This window comes from Citrobacter sp. Ce119 (genome assembly GCF_030334525.1).
Lineage (GTDB): Bacteria > Pseudomonadota > Gammaproteobacteria > Enterobacterales > Enterobacteriaceae > Citrobacter > Citrobacter europaeus.
The window spans coordinates 190,840-204,920 of the sequence record NZ_JAOWDR010000057.1 but is presented as its reverse complement, the minus strand read 5'-3'; the positions used below and the strand labels follow the sequence as shown (position 1 = coordinate 204,920).

Annotated in this window: 11 protein-coding genes; 7 read left to right on the top strand and 4 right to left on the bottom strand. The window is 51.0% G+C overall.

The features are described from left to right. Positions 1–60: 60 nt before the first annotated feature. The gene (gene cfa, locus OGV80_RS16620; RefSeq protein ID WP_043017719.1) at positions 61–1,215 is read right to left on the bottom strand and encodes a cyclopropane fatty acyl phospholipid synthase; all 1,155 of its coding nucleotides are present in this window, start codon (positions 1,213–1,215) and stop codon (positions 61–63) included. 67 nt (positions 1,216–1,282) lie between these two features. Between cfa and OGV80_RS16615 the strand changes: the two genes are divergently transcribed. Next, the gene (locus tag OGV80_RS16615; protein WP_043017720.1) at positions 1,283–2,131 is read left to right on the top strand and encodes a helix-turn-helix domain-containing protein; all 849 of its coding nucleotides are present in this window, start codon (positions 1,283–1,285) and stop codon (positions 2,129–2,131) included. Here OGV80_RS16615 and OGV80_RS16610 read toward each other — a convergent pair whose 3' ends face one another. Next, the gene (locus OGV80_RS16610) at positions 2,132–2,905 is read right to left on the bottom strand and encodes a siderophore-interacting protein (RefSeq protein WP_043017721.1); all 774 of its coding nucleotides are present in this window, start codon (positions 2,903–2,905) and stop codon (positions 2,132–2,134) included. A 236-nt stretch (positions 2,906–3,141) separates the two neighbouring features. Between OGV80_RS16610 and OGV80_RS16605 the strand changes: the two genes are divergently transcribed. Beyond that, positions 3,142–3,813 (top strand): PadR family transcriptional regulator, encoded by a 672-nt coding sequence (locus OGV80_RS16605; RefSeq protein ID WP_167373421.1) that lies wholly within the window; start codon positions 3,142–3,144, stop codon positions 3,811–3,813. Between the two features lie 53 nt (positions 3,814–3,866). Here the strand turns inward: OGV80_RS16605 and OGV80_RS16600 are convergent, their stop codons facing one another. After that, on the bottom strand, positions 3,867–5,387 hold the full coding sequence (locus tag OGV80_RS16600; RefSeq protein WP_087052418.1) for a methyl-accepting chemotaxis protein: 1,521 nt from the start codon (positions 5,385–5,387) through the stop codon (positions 3,867–3,869). A 430-nt stretch (positions 5,388–5,817) separates the two neighbouring features. Between OGV80_RS16600 and ygjG the strand changes: the two genes are divergently transcribed. Continuing rightward, positions 5,818–7,197, top strand: a complete 1,380-nt coding sequence (gene ygjG / locus OGV80_RS16595; RefSeq protein ID WP_167373420.1) for a putrescine aminotransferase — start codon at positions 5,818–5,820, stop codon at positions 7,195–7,197. A gap of 77 nt (positions 7,198–7,274) precedes the next feature. Here the strand turns inward: ygjG and OGV80_RS16590 are convergent, their stop codons facing one another. Then, a complete protein-coding gene (locus OGV80_RS16590) occupies positions 7,275–7,607 on the bottom strand; it encodes a tRNA-binding protein (RefSeq protein WP_043017725.1) in 333 nt (110 codons plus the stop codon). A gap of 209 nt (positions 7,608–7,816) precedes the next feature. Here OGV80_RS16590 and ebgR point away from each other — a divergent pair, with 209 nt between their 5' ends. From ebgR to OGV80_RS16570, 4 genes are all read left to right on the top strand, one after another. Beyond that, entirely contained in the window at positions 7,817–8,800 is a 984-nt protein-coding gene (gene ebgR / locus OGV80_RS16585; RefSeq protein ID WP_043017726.1) for a transcriptional regulator EbgR, read from the top strand. Positions 8,801–9,007: 207 nt separating this feature from the next. Beyond that, the gene (gene ebgA / locus OGV80_RS16580; protein WP_087052417.1) at positions 9,008–12,100 is read left to right on the top strand and encodes a beta-galactosidase subunit alpha; all 3,093 of its coding nucleotides are present in this window, start codon (positions 9,008–9,010) and stop codon (positions 12,098–12,100) included. Then, the gene (locus OGV80_RS16575; protein WP_003828536.1) at positions 12,097–12,546 is read left to right on the top strand and encodes a beta-galactosidase subunit beta; all 450 of its coding nucleotides are present in this window, start codon (positions 12,097–12,099) and stop codon (positions 12,544–12,546) included. The genes ebgA and OGV80_RS16575 overlap by 4 nt, the downstream gene beginning before the upstream one ends. Before the next feature lie 65 nt (positions 12,547–12,611). Continuing rightward, positions 12,612–14,045: an amino acid permease gene (locus OGV80_RS16570; protein WP_043017728.1), complete on the top strand. Its 1,434-nt coding sequence runs from the start codon at positions 12,612–12,614 to the stop codon at positions 14,043–14,045. Positions 14,046–14,081: the final 36 nt, after the last annotated feature.

The window sequence follows — 14,081 nt, the reverse complement described above, 5'->3', positions numbered from 1 at the left end:
CCTACGAGTACAAACCTATGTAGGCCGGATAAGGCGTTTACGCCGCCATCCGGCAGAACGTTAACGATAAACGCGGATCCCGCCCTCTACGCCACGGCTAAACAGTACCTGCCAAAGCTCGATATCTCTGGCGCGGAAAGCCCCGGCGCAGGCGCATAAATAGTAATTAAACATTCTTCTGAAGGTGGCGGAATAACGTGACGACAGCTCCGGCCAGGCCTGATTAAAGCGCTCGTGCCAGGCCATCAGCGTTTTATCGTAATCGCTGCCAAAGTTATGCCAGTCCTCCATCACAAACCGTGATTCGCTGGCCTCGGCAATATGGGAAATCGACGGTAAGCAACCGTTCGGGAAAATGTATTTATTGATCCATGGATCGACGCTCATCCCTTTTTTATTGCTACCGATGGTATGCAGCAGGAAGAGCCCGTCCGGTTTTAAACAACGGTCGGCGATGCTGAAATAGGTATCGTAGTTTTTCGGCCCGACGTGTTCAAACATCCCCACGGAGACAATGCGATCGTAGTGTTTATCAAGGTCGCGATAATCCTGCAGCAGAATGTTAACGTCCAGACCTTCACAGCGCTGCTGCGCCATTTTCTGCTGCTCTTTGGAAATGGTAACGCCTTCTACCACCGCGCCATAATGACGTGCCGCATACTCCGCCAGCCCGCCCCAGCCACAACCGATATCGAGTAAACGCATACCCGGTTTAAGCTGCAGCTTCTCGCAGATCATTTTTAATTTGGCATTTTGCGCATCTTCTAATGTGGTCGCATCTTTCCAGTAACCACAGGAATATTGCATATGCGGATCAAGCATCAGCGCAAAGAGATCGTTACCAATATCATAATGTTCTTTGCCGACTATCCATGCCCGGCTCCGCGACTGCAAATTAAACAGGCGCGCGCTGGCAATGCGTAAAATATCTTTCAGATTTCCCGGCATCTGCTGGTCGAGTTTTGCTTTGAGGATTTTGCAGAACAGAATATCGAGCCGCTCACAGTCCCACCAGCCTTCCATATAGCTTTCACCAAGTCCTAATGAGCCTTGTTGCAATACCCGTTTAAAGAAACCGGTGTGATGAAGTTGAATGTCCCACGCTCGCGAGCCATTAATTCTGATATCCGCTTGCGAAAGCAGCTCTTTTCCCATTCGGGTCCAGTTATCATTTATTTCATTGACGATCACAGCATCTGAACAAAGCGAATTCATGGTATTTACCAAAAGTGGGCTAAAAATTCTTACACAAGATTATTATGGAAAAAAGGGTGTATGTATTATGATCTGCGGACAAGATCTATCGAGTAGCAGACACATCATCGGGATCATTGACGATTCATTTATGGAAACTCTCGCGCAAAAGCAGTGGAACTTCTACCCGGATAACTCCATGACGGAACTGCCGCAGGACGTGTACTTTCGCTCTTATGTCCTGGAAGCTAACCATCATGTTCCACAGCATTCACACTCTTTTATACAGTTTCATTTCGCCCGTAAAGGCAGTATGCGTATTGATGTTGCCGGCAAGTGCTGGATAATTCCGGCACATTATGGCATCTGGATCCCGAATAATACGGAGCATACGGTTTGGGCACTGGATGATGTGTATTTAGAAAATCTGGATATTAATCCGGGCTTTCTTGAAGAGAGCATTAATGAATGTAAAGTGGTGGCAATCAGTGATTTCGCCAGAGAGTTTATTCATTACGCCACGAATTCAATTTCAGGCCATTATGATAGCCAGTCAAAAGAGGGCAAGCTGGTCAGCGTCCTGGTCGACATTATTCTGCAGCTCCCGGAAGTCGCTTTTGTATTACCCTGGCCGCAGGATCGCGAATTAAACAAAGTTTGCCGAACCATACAAGAATCTCCCGCACTGGAGCATTCGGTTGAATACTGGTCGCAGCATCTGGGTATGTCTGCCCGTACCTTTTCACGCCATTTCAAAAAAGAAACCGGATTGCCTTTCAGCGTCTGGAAGCAAAAAATGCGTATTCTGGAATCCGTATTAATGCTGAAGAAAAATAAAAGCGTAACCGCCGTGGCGCTCGACGTGGGGTATTCAAGCACCGCGGCATTTAGCTACGCATTCCGCCAGGCGTTTGGCGTTCCGCCGTCTAATTACTGATTAACGGCGTTGATGCCAGTAAGCCGCTGCGCGAACCCGTTGCTGATCGAATGCCTCGGTTTCAAAGCGAGCACTCAGGTTTTTGACCACCTTCCCTTCACCAGTGATCCAGATGTAATAATCGTCTGCTGGCACGCTTAGCCGCGATAAGTGTTCATTCACCGCCTGCTCGTCATGACCGATAAACCACTGAATAGTAAACCCGTCGAGGTGGGCAAAATAGTCCTGGTATGCTGCATCTTGCACGCTGACCAGCGCCGTGACGTGCGGACGTACCGCTAAACGACTGAGCGACTCCAGGCGTCGGCGCAGCGCGGGCATTCCCGATTCATCACACACATAAACCTGATACGCATAATCCTCTGGCACCACCAAAGAACCGCGCGGTCCGCCAATTGTCAGCTTGTCCCCCTCACGGGCATTCATCGCCCACGTACTTGCCACGCCACCGTCATGGATATAAAAATCCAGCGCCAGCTCATGGCGCGCTTCGTCATACAACGGCGTGTAATCACGGGATAACGGACGTACGCCGTCAGCCCAGACAATGCCTTCATCGGTGACGACAGGCGGCACAAAATGGCTGCCCGGTTCAGGGAAAAAGACCTTGGTATGGTCGTCAAACCCGTGTGAGCTAAAACCGTCCAGAGCGTCCCCGCCCAGTACAATGCGCTGAAAGCCCGCGCTAATACGTTCTACGCGCAGGACGGTAAGTTCCCGAAAGCGCAGTTCATTACGAACGCGCTGGGGGTAGCGTGAGGTGTTTTTTGTCATTTTTTTCGCCTTGTGAAGATAATACGATATATCTAAATACATTTTTAAATGATAATGATTGCTAATCAAGAGGATTGCAAGCACTTTTTTGATATAGTCACCGTCAGATTAGACTGACAGCACCAACCAATATAAACTGTTAATAATCATCATATTAAACAAAATATAATTTGTAGACTTGCAAGATGACAATTTTTAGATATAAATTAGATATATCTAAACAACATCAGGAGACGATGATGCAAAACCATCATGAAGGTTGCTGCAAACATACTGAGCACCAACACGAAGGCTGCTGCAAGGGTGAAGGACATCACCACGAAGGCCGCCACAACGAGCACCATGCAGGTTGCTGCAAAGGTGAAGAACATCGCCATGAAGGCTGTAACAAAGAACATCACCACGAACAGGGTTGTGGGCACCGTCGCGGGGGCGGTGGTCGTCGCCAACGCTTCTTCGGTCACGGAGAATTACGCCTGGTCATTCTGGATATCCTGACCCGCGACGCCAGCCACGGCTATGAGCTGATTAAAGCAATTGAAACCCTGACTCAGGGTAACTATACCCCGAGCCCGGGCGTTATCTATCCGACGCTGGATTTCTTGCAGGATCAGGCACTGATCACCATCAGCGACGAGGAAGGTGGGCGTAAACAGATTGCGATCACGACTCAGGGCCAGCAATGGCTGGATGAAAACCGTGAGCATCTGGAACATATCCACGAACGTATTAAAGCCCGCTGCGTGGGTTTTGAATTACGCAAGAATCCGCAGATGAAACGCGCGCTGGAAAACTTCAAAGCCGTGCTGGACCTACGGGTTAATCATGGTGATACCAGCGATGCGCAGATCAAAAAAATCATCGGTATTATCGATCGCGCTGCGCTGGATATTACTCAGCTGGATTAATTTACACTGCAGGCGGGACCCGTTTGCCCGCCGTTCCGCCTGTAGGGTTTATATTAATGTAGCACCGTGACAGCATCTTCCAGTCGACCAGCGCGATGCTTCACCATCGCAGAAATCTGGGCGCTCTCTTCAACCAGTTCGGCGTTTTTCTGCGTAATATTGCTCAGTTCATCCACTGCCCGAGTCAGGCTGGAAAGGCCATCTGACTGCTCCAGCGTTGAGTGGCTGATTTGGGCGATCAGCTGAGTGACGTTTTGCACCTGCGCCACAATATCGTCCATCGTGCGCCCTGCAGCGTGAACCTGATCGGAGCCGGACTGCACTTTATCGGCGCTGGCATCAATCAGCTTGCGGATATCATTGGCCGCACTGGCGCTGCGACTGGCAAGATGACGCACTTCTCCCGCCACCACGGCGAACCCTTTCCCTTGCTCACCTGCCCGTGCAGCTTCAACGGCGGCGTTCAAAGCCAGAATGTTGGTCTGGAAAGCAATATCGTTAATCAGCGTCGTAATGGTGCCGATCCTCTGGGTGCTGTTGGCGATATCGTCCATGGTTTTGATGACGGTATCCATCGCCTCACCGCCGTGCGTTGCCGCGCTGCTGGCGGCGATGGAGAGTTTATCGGCTGCGGCGGCGGTCTCAGAGTTTTGTTTTACCGATGCCGCCATCTGATTCATGGTGGTCACCGTTTCCTGCACATTCTCTACGGTCTGCTGCGTATGCTTGTTTAAATCATCACTGCCTTTCGCCAGCGTTTCACTGTCGCTGCGTACACAACTCACCTGGCTGGAGACATCATGGATGAGCCAACGGCACATTAGCCCCAGTTGCCCGACCGCTCGCAGCATCAGGCCCAGCTCATCACTGCGGTTAAGATGCGACACGCTGTTCCGCTCACCGGTCGCCACTTTAAGCGCCTGACGGGCGACATTCTCAATAGGACGCACAATCTGCCATTCGAAAATAGCCGTTCCTAAAAGCATCACCAACACGCTCGTCAGCAGTAACGGCCATTCGGCGCCCATTTGCTGCAATGCGGCCGCCAGTAAAATAAACATAAACGCCATTACGCTGCGCACTCGCCAGCGAATCGGCAGCGCCGGGAATTTACCCAACCAGCCTTTGCGTACCACCAGGCCTTTATGAATTCGTCGATTGCAACGCCCTTCATTCAGCGCTTTATATAAAGGCTCTACCGCCGCAATCTCCTCGTCAGTTGCCCGGGTACGGATCGACATATACCCGGTTACACGCCCTTCCCGCACCATCGGCACCGCATTGGCCCTTACCCAGTAGTGATCGCCATTCTTACGCCGGTTTTTCACAATCCCGCTCCATGGCTCACCCTGCTTCAGGGTGTACCACATATCCGCAAACGCCGCTTTTGGCATGTCCGGATGACGAACCAGGTTGTGCGGTTTTTCGAGCAATTCATTTAGTTGATAGCCACTGACCTGGACAAAGGTATCGTTCGCATGGGTGATATAGCTTTGTAAATCGGTAGTCGACATGAGGGTGATATCATCATCCAGCGGTGTATTTTGCTGACTAACGTAGGGATGAGAAGACATGATTGCGTCCTGTGCAGGTTATCTGGTTGTTAACTCTTTCGGCTTATGTTATTTCGGCGATAATTTTTTTATCTTTAGTTGTTAAATTTGATTTAGATCGCAATTTGCGATTAAACCTCAAAATTTGTACGCATTCTAATCCATTGATTTAAAATACTTTCAATCAGAAACTATTCAATTTCACTTCTACCAATGCACCGTCACAGGGCGAATATTGCTCATTTTTAGCGCAGAAAAGGGGTTTTCCGATCTGTTTTCTCAGTCTGAACATGGGCAAAATGCCAGCAAATGTTAAGCGCTGGCATTAAATATTGCGTAAATGAGATGTTTCCTGGTGTTTATCCCGATTTTTGCTAAGCGCGCCGGAATGGCGCAATCCCTGCAATACTTAAATCAGTATCATGTGATACGCGAGCTCCGGGAGCATATTTTGAACAGGTTACCTTCCAGCGCATCGGCCCTGGCCTGCAGCGCACACGCACTGAATCTCATCGAAAAGCGCACGCTTGATCATGAGGAAATGAAATCATTAAACCGAGAGGTGATTGAATACTTCAAGGAGCATGTCAATCCGGGGTTCTTAGAGTATCGAAAATCTGTAACAGCAGGCGGGGATTACGGAGCCGTAGAGTGGCAAGCGGGAAGCCTGAATACGCTTGTCGACACCCAGGGGCAGGAGTTCGTCGATTGCCTGGGTGGTTTTGGAATTTTCAACGTGGGGCACCGTAATCCAGTCGTGGTTTCCGCCGTACAGAATCAACTCGCGAAACAACCTCTGCATAGCCAGGAGCTACTCGACCCTCTGCGGGCCATGCTGGCAAAAACCCTCGCCGCACTGGCCCCAGGTAAGCTGAAATACAGTTTTTTCTGTAACAGCGGGACCGAGTCGGTTGAAGCCGCTCTGAAGCTGGCGAAAGCGTATCAATCACCGCGCGGTAAATTTACGTTTATTGCCACCAGCGGCGCATTCCACGGTAAATCGCTGGGCGCGCTGTCCGCCACGGCTAAATCCACCTTCCGCAAACCCTTTATGCCGCTGCTGCCGGGTTTCCGCCATGTACCGTTTGGCGATATTAACGCGATGCGCACCGTGCTCAGCGAGTGTAAAAAAACCGGTGACGACGTCGCTGCCGTGATCCTCGAACCGATCCAGGGTGAAGGAGGCGTGATCCTGCCGCCGCAAGGTTATTTAACCGCCGTTCGTAAACTTTGCGATGAGTTTGGCGCGCTAATGATCCTTGACGAAGTGCAGACCGGCATGGGTCGTACTGGCAAAATGTTCGCCTGCGAACACGAAAACGTGCAGCCCGACATTATGTGCCTGGCTAAAGCGCTGGGCGGCGGCGTGATGCCCATTGGCGCAACCATTGCCACCGAAGAGGTATTCTCCGTCCTGTTCGACAATCCTTTCCTGCATACCACCACGTTTGGCGGCAACCCGCTTGCTTGCGCGGCTGCGCTGGCCACCATTAACGTCCTGCTGGAGCAAAATTTACCGGCTCAGGCGGAGCAGAAAGGCGATATGTTGCTGGATGGTTTCCGCCAGCTTGCGCGGGAATACCCGGACCTGGTACATGATGTACGCGGTAAGGGCATGCTGATGGCGATTGAGTTTGTTGATAATGAAATCGGCTATAACTTTGCCAGTGAGATGTTCCGCCAGCGGGTGCTGGTAGCCGGCACGCTGAACAATGCAAAGACGATCCGTATCGAACCGCCGTTGACGTTAACGATCGAGCAATGCGATCTGGTATTGCGAGCAACGCGCAAAGCCCTGGCAGCATTACGGGTGAGCGTGGAGCAGGTGTAACAACCTTACCCGGCCTATAAAAGATACCCTTTTGTAGGCCGGATAAGGCGTAGCCGCCATCCGGCAATTAGCCTAACTCAAACAATCCGCACACCCACAGGCATCACCCGTTCTGGCGTTAACAGCACGCTTTCGCTGCCATCATCCGTCTCAGCGCACAGCAGCATACACTCAGATGTTTCACCGCGCATTTTGGCCTTTTGCAGGTTACACAGCACCACTACCGTTTTCCCCATTAGCTCCTCTTCGCTGTAATAAGGAACCAGGCTGGTCACGGTTTGCAGCGTACGCTCTCCAACATCTACCTGTACGATATACAGCTTATCGGCATTGTCATGGCGCTTTACCTGTGCGATTTTTCCAACACGTATTTCCATTCGGGCAAAATCAGCAAATGCGACGATATCCATTGTTTTCTCCTCTGGTAAAATTTTACTAAATACTAGCAAAATATTTTCCAGGCATTGTTCTCAAAAGCGGGAAAATGACGTACTCATCACACTCTGAAAGCCCGGTTTTACCCCGAGCATGTCAATTAAACATGCTTTTTTTACTGAAAACAGATGAATAGATAAGCACTTCATTTACAATGCGCAGGTAACTCAGGGAAAAGGCAAACATGGCAACACTTAAAGACATCGCAATCGAAGCTGGCGTGTCCCTGGCGACAGTGTCCCGGGTTTTAAACGATGACCCCACGCTGAATGTAAAAGAAGAGACTAAGCATCGCATTCTGGAGATCGCGGAAAAGCTGGAGTACAAAACCAGCAGCGCCCGTAAGAACCAGACCAATGCGCTCGGCCCCCAGCATATTCTGGCGCTCTACAGCTATCAGCAGGATTTGGAAATCAACGATCCTTACTACCTCGCGATCCGCCATGGGATTGAAACCCAGTGTGAGAAACTCGGGATCGAACTGACCAACTGCTATGAGCACAGTGGACTGCCGGAGAGCAAACACATTACCGGCATTCTTATTGTCGGCAAGCCTTCTCCCGCTCTGCGCGAGGCGGCAACAGCGCTTACCGACAACATCTGCTTTATCGATTTCCATGAACCCGGCAGCGAATATGACGCCGTCGATATCGATCTGGCCCGCATCAGCAAAGAGAGCATCGACTTTTTCATTGCCCAGGGCGTCACCCGCATTGGCTTCATCGGTGGTGAAGACCAGCCGGGCAAGGCCGATATCCGCGAAGCCGCGTTTGTCGAATACGGTCGTCTCCAGCAGGTCGTTTCTGAACAGGACATCTATCGCGGCGGTTTCTCCAGTTCATCAGGCTATGAACTGGCTAAAGAAATGCTGGCAAAACCCGACTATCCCAGCGCCCTGTTTGTGGCTTCAGATTCGATTGCTATTGGCGTTCTGCGCGCCATCCACGAGCGTGGTCTGAACATTCCACAGGATATTTCGCTGATAAGCGTTAATGATATTCCAACGGCGCGTTTCACCTTTCCTCCGCTTTCCACCGTTCGCATTCATTCTGAAATGATGGGCAGTCAGGGCGTCAACCTGCTTTTCGAGAAAGCCCGCGACGGGCGTGCGCTTCCCCTGCTGGTTTTTGTTCCCAGCAAGCTGAAACTGCGCGGCACCACCCGCTAAAATCCCCCGTTAACCCGCCCGGTTTCTTCTGATGCCGGGCGCGCATTGTCATGCATTCTTTTCTGCGTCCGAATTATTTTCGTGATCCAGTTAAAGTAAATCACTTCATTCGCTATATTTTAGTAAAACTTTTACTAAAATCACCATCAATTACACTTACTCACCATTACAATGAATGGTTCCGATTTTTCTCCACCGGGAGGCCTTATGAATCGCTGGGAAAACATTCAGCTCACCCACGAAAATCGACTAGCGCCACGCGCATATTTTTTCTCTTATGACTCCGTTGCGCAGGCTCGCTCGTTTGCCCGCGAAACCAGCAGCCTCTTTCAGCTGTTAAGCGGTCAGTGGAATTTTCAGTTCTTTGAGCATCCGCTACAGGTGCCGGAAGCCTTTACGTCGCAATTTATGAACGACTGGGGCAGCATCACCGTCCCTGGCATGTGGCAGATGGAAGGACACGGTAAGCTGCAGTATACCGACGAAGGTTTTCCTTTCCCGATTGACGTCCCCTACGTTCCGACCAATAACCCCACCGGAGCCTACCAGCGCATTTTCTCCCTCAGCGAAGGCTGGCAGGGCAAACAGACGCTGATAAAGTTTGATGGCGTAGAAACCTACTTCGAAGTTTACGTGAATGGTCAGTACGTTGGCTTCAGCAAAGGCAGCCGCCTGACGGCCGAATTTGATATCAGCGCAATGGTGCGCACCGGTGACAACCTGCTGTGCGTTCGCGTAATGCAATGGGCTGATTCCACCTACGTTGAAGACCAGGACATGTGGTGGTCGGCGGGAATTTTCCGCGACGTCTATCTGGTAGGCAAACAGGCGACCCATATTCAGGATTTTACCGTTCGCACCGAGTTCGATGATGACTATCGCGACGCCACCCTCTCTTGCGACATTGCGCTGGAAAACCTGGCCGCCACGCCGGCGATAGCGTCGCTCGAATACACCTTGTTTGACGCTGAGCAGGTGCTGCATAGCGGCGTGATTAATACCCTGAAGGTGGATAAACAAACGCAGACCGCGTTTAATTTCAAGGTCAGCGCGCCGCAGCAGTGGTCGGCGGAATCGCCGTATCTCTACCATCTGGTGATGACGCTGAAAGATGCCAGCGGCAACATCCTTGAAGTCGTGCCACAGCGCGTCGGATTCCGCGATATTAAAGTTCGCGACGGTCTGTTTTACATCAATAATCGCTACGTGATGCTGCATGGCGTTAACCGCCACGATAACGATCATCTTAAGGGCCGCGCGGTCGGTATGGATCGCGTTGAAAAAGATCTGCTGTTAATGAAGCAGCACAATATCAACTCCGTACGCACCGCCCATTACCCGAACGATCCGCGCTTCTATGAATTGTGCGATATCTACGGTCTGTTCGTGATGGCCGAAACCGACGTTGAATCTCACGGCTTCGCTAATATCGGCGATATCAGCCGGATAACCGACGATCCGCTATGGGAAAATGTCTACGTTGAGCGCATCGTGCGCCACGTCCATGCGCAGAAAAACCACCCGTCGATCGTCATCTGGTCACTCGGCAACGAATCCGGATACGGCTGTAACATCCGCGCCATGTATCACGCTGCAAAAGCGCTGGATGACACGCGTTTGATCCATTACGAAGAAGATCGTGACGCCGAAGTGGTGGATATCATCTCCACCATGTACACCCGCGTGCCGCTGATGAATGAGTTTGGTGAATATCCGCATCCTAAGCCACGCATCATCTGCGAGTATGCGCACGCCATGGGTAACGGTCCCGGCGGGCTAACGGAATATCAGAACGTCTTCTATCAGCATGATTGCATTCAGGGGCACTATGTCTGGGAGTGGTGCGATCACGGGATTCAGGCCAAAGATGACGACGGCAACGTCTGGTACAACTATGGCGGCGACTACGGCGACTATCCGAACAACTACAACTTCTGCCTTGATGGCCTGATTTATTCCGATCAAACCCCAGGACCAGGACTGCAAGAGTACAAGCAGGTAATTGCGCCAGTGAAAGTACGCGCACAGGATCTGGCTCGCGGCGAACTGCGGGTAGAAAACAAACTGTGGTTCACCACGCTTGACGACTACACCTTGCATATTGAGGTTCGCGCCGAAGGAGATACGCTCTCTGTTCAGCAGATAAAACTACGTGACGTTCCTCCCAACAGCGATGCGCTCCTGCAATGCGCACTGCCGGAGCTGGATGCGCGCGAAGCGTTCCTTAACGTCAGCGTGACGAAAGATTCCCGCACGCTATACAGCGAAGCCGGGCATCACATCGCGACGTATCAGTTTCCGCTGAAAGCCAGAACGGCGGCTACTGTACCGTTTAGACTGCAAAACTCCACCCCTCTGACGCTGGAAGACAGCCGCCAGAGCTTCACCGTTCGCGGTTATAACTTCCATCTGACCTTCTCAAAGCTGACCGGTAAGCCGATCGCCTGGAACGTCAATGGCGAAGAGCTGATTACCCGCGAGCCGAAGATTAATTTCTTCAAACCGACCATTGATAACCACAAGCAAGAGTTCGAAGGCCTCTGGCAGCCGAATCATTTACAGATTATGCAGGAGCATCTGCGCGAATTTACCCTTGAGCAAACCGATGATGCGCTGCTGATAACCAGCCAGACCATTATCGCCCCGCCGGTATTCGATTTCGGTATGCGCTGCACCTATCGCTGGCGCATTGCCGCGGACGGTCAGTTGAACGTAGAGCTTTCCGGCCAGCCTTACGGAGAGTACCGGGACATCATTCCGTGCATCGGCTTCACGATAGGCATCAACGGTGATTTGGGCCAGGTGGCATATTACGGACGTGGTCCCGGTGAAAACTATGCCGATAGCCAGCAGGCCAACATCATCGACATCTGGCGCAGCAGCGTGGATGAGATGTTCGAAAATTATCCGTTCCCGCAAAACAACGGCAATCGTCAGGACGTGCGCTGGGCAACGCTAACCAACCGCCACGGCAACGGTCTTCTGGTGGTTGGGCAGCGCCCTGTCAACCTGAGCTCCTGGCGCTATACGCCAGAAAATATCTTCGCCGCACAGCACTGCAACGCGCTACAGCGTAGCGATGACATCACCCTGAATCTGGACCACCAGTTGTTGGGACTAGGTTCCAATTCGTGGGGAAGTGAGGTGCTCGATTCCTGGCGCGTCTGGTTTACATCATTCAGCTACGGCTTCACGTTGTTGCCGTTTTCCGGCAGCGAGTCTGGCGCTCAAACCACCGCCAACCGCGCCTTTGGCACCGGATTCTTTTCCACGAATTTGCACAGCGAGAATACAAAATGAGGATCATCGACAACTTAGAGCAGTTCCAGCAACGCTATGCTTCGGGTCGGAAATGGCAACGCTGCGTCGAGGCTATTGAAAATATTGACAATATTCAGCCAGGCGTCGCCCACTCGATCGGTGATTCCCTGAGCTACCGCGTGGAAACAGACTCCGCGACCGATGCGCTGTTTACCGGCCATCGTCGTTATTTTGAGATCCATTACTACCTGCAAGGACAGCAAAAAATAGAGTATGCCGCCAAAGAGGATCTCCAGGTGGTTGAATACTATCGCGATGAAACCGATCGCGAATATCTGAAAGGTTGTGGAAAAACCGTAGAAGTGCACGAAGGACAAATGGTTATTTGTGACAACCATGAGGCCTATCGTTTTATTTGTAATAACGCAGTGAAAAAAGTCGTACTCAAAGTCACCATCGAAGATGGTTATTTTCATAATAAATAAAAACACAGGCGGCGCCGACGTTGCGCCGCCAGTACCCTATAATAATCAGGAATCGGAGATGTGCTATGTCTGATACCAAACGCAATACCATCGGCAAGTTCGGCTTACTTTCACTCACTTTTGCCGCGGTTTATAGTTTTAATAACGTAATCAATAATAATATTGAGCTTGGTCTGGCATCCGCACCGATGTTTTTCCTCGCGACGATTTTCTACTTTATTCCATTCTGTTTAATCATCGCCGAATTTGTTTCGCTGAATAAAAACTCCGAAGCCGGTGTCTACGCATGGGTAAAAAGTTCGCTGGGCGGACGTTGGGCATTTATTACCGCCTACACCTACTGGTTCGTTAATCTGTTCTTTTTTACCTCGCTTTTGCCCCGCGTTATCGCCTACGCCTCATATGCTTTTTTAGGCTACGAATACATTCTGACGCCGTTCGCGACTACCGTGTTAAGTATGGTGCTGTTTGCCTTCTCCACCTGGGTTTCGACCAACGGCGCAAAAATGTTAGGACCAATTACCTCAGTCACCTCCACGTTGATGCTGCTGCTGACGCTATCCTATATCTTACTGGCGGGTACTGCGCTGGTTGGCGGCGTACAGCCTGCTGACCCTATCACCGTAGACGCAATGATCCCGAATTTTAACTGGGCCTTCCTGGGTATCACCACCTGGATCTTTATGGCTGCAGGCGGCGCAGAGTCGGTGGCGGTGTACGTCAATGACGTCAAGGGTGGTTCCAAATCATTCGTGAAGGTCATTATCATTGCCGGGATTTTTATCGGCGTGCTCTATTCCATCTCCTCGGTGCTGATCAACGTCTTTGTCAGCAGCAAAGAGCTGAAGTTTACCGGTGGTTCGGTGCAGGTATTCCACGGCCTGGCGGCATATTTCGGCCTGCCGGAACTGGTCGTGAACCGCTTTGTCGGCCTGGTCTCCTTTACCGCGATGTTCGGCTCTCTGCTGATGTGGACCGCCACGCCGGTGAAGATCTTCTTCTCTGAAATTCCGGCGGGTATTTTCGGTAAAAAAACCGTCGAACTGAATGAAAATGGCGTTCCGGCCCGCGCAGCGTGGATCCAGTTCCTGATCGTTATCCCGCTGATGATTATCCCAACCCTCGGCTCCAATACCGTGCAGGATTTAATGAACACCATCATCAACATGACAGCCGCCGCATCGATGCTGCCGCCGCTGTTTATTATGCTGGCTTACCTGAATCTGCGCGCAAAACTGGATCACTTACCGCGTGACTTCCGTATGGGTTCACAAAAAACCGGCATTATTGTGGTCTCGATGCTGATTGTTCTTTTCACCATCGGATTTATCGCCTCTACCTTCCCGACCGGCGGTAACATCATAACCATTATTTTCTATAACGTTGGTGGCATTGTTATTTTCCTCGGCTTCGCCTGGTGGAAATACAGTAAATACATCAAAGGGCTGACCAAAGAAGAAAAAGCTATTGAGGCGGCCCCTGCTTCAGATATCAATTAATGACTAAAACAGAATAACAATAAACAATATTCGCCA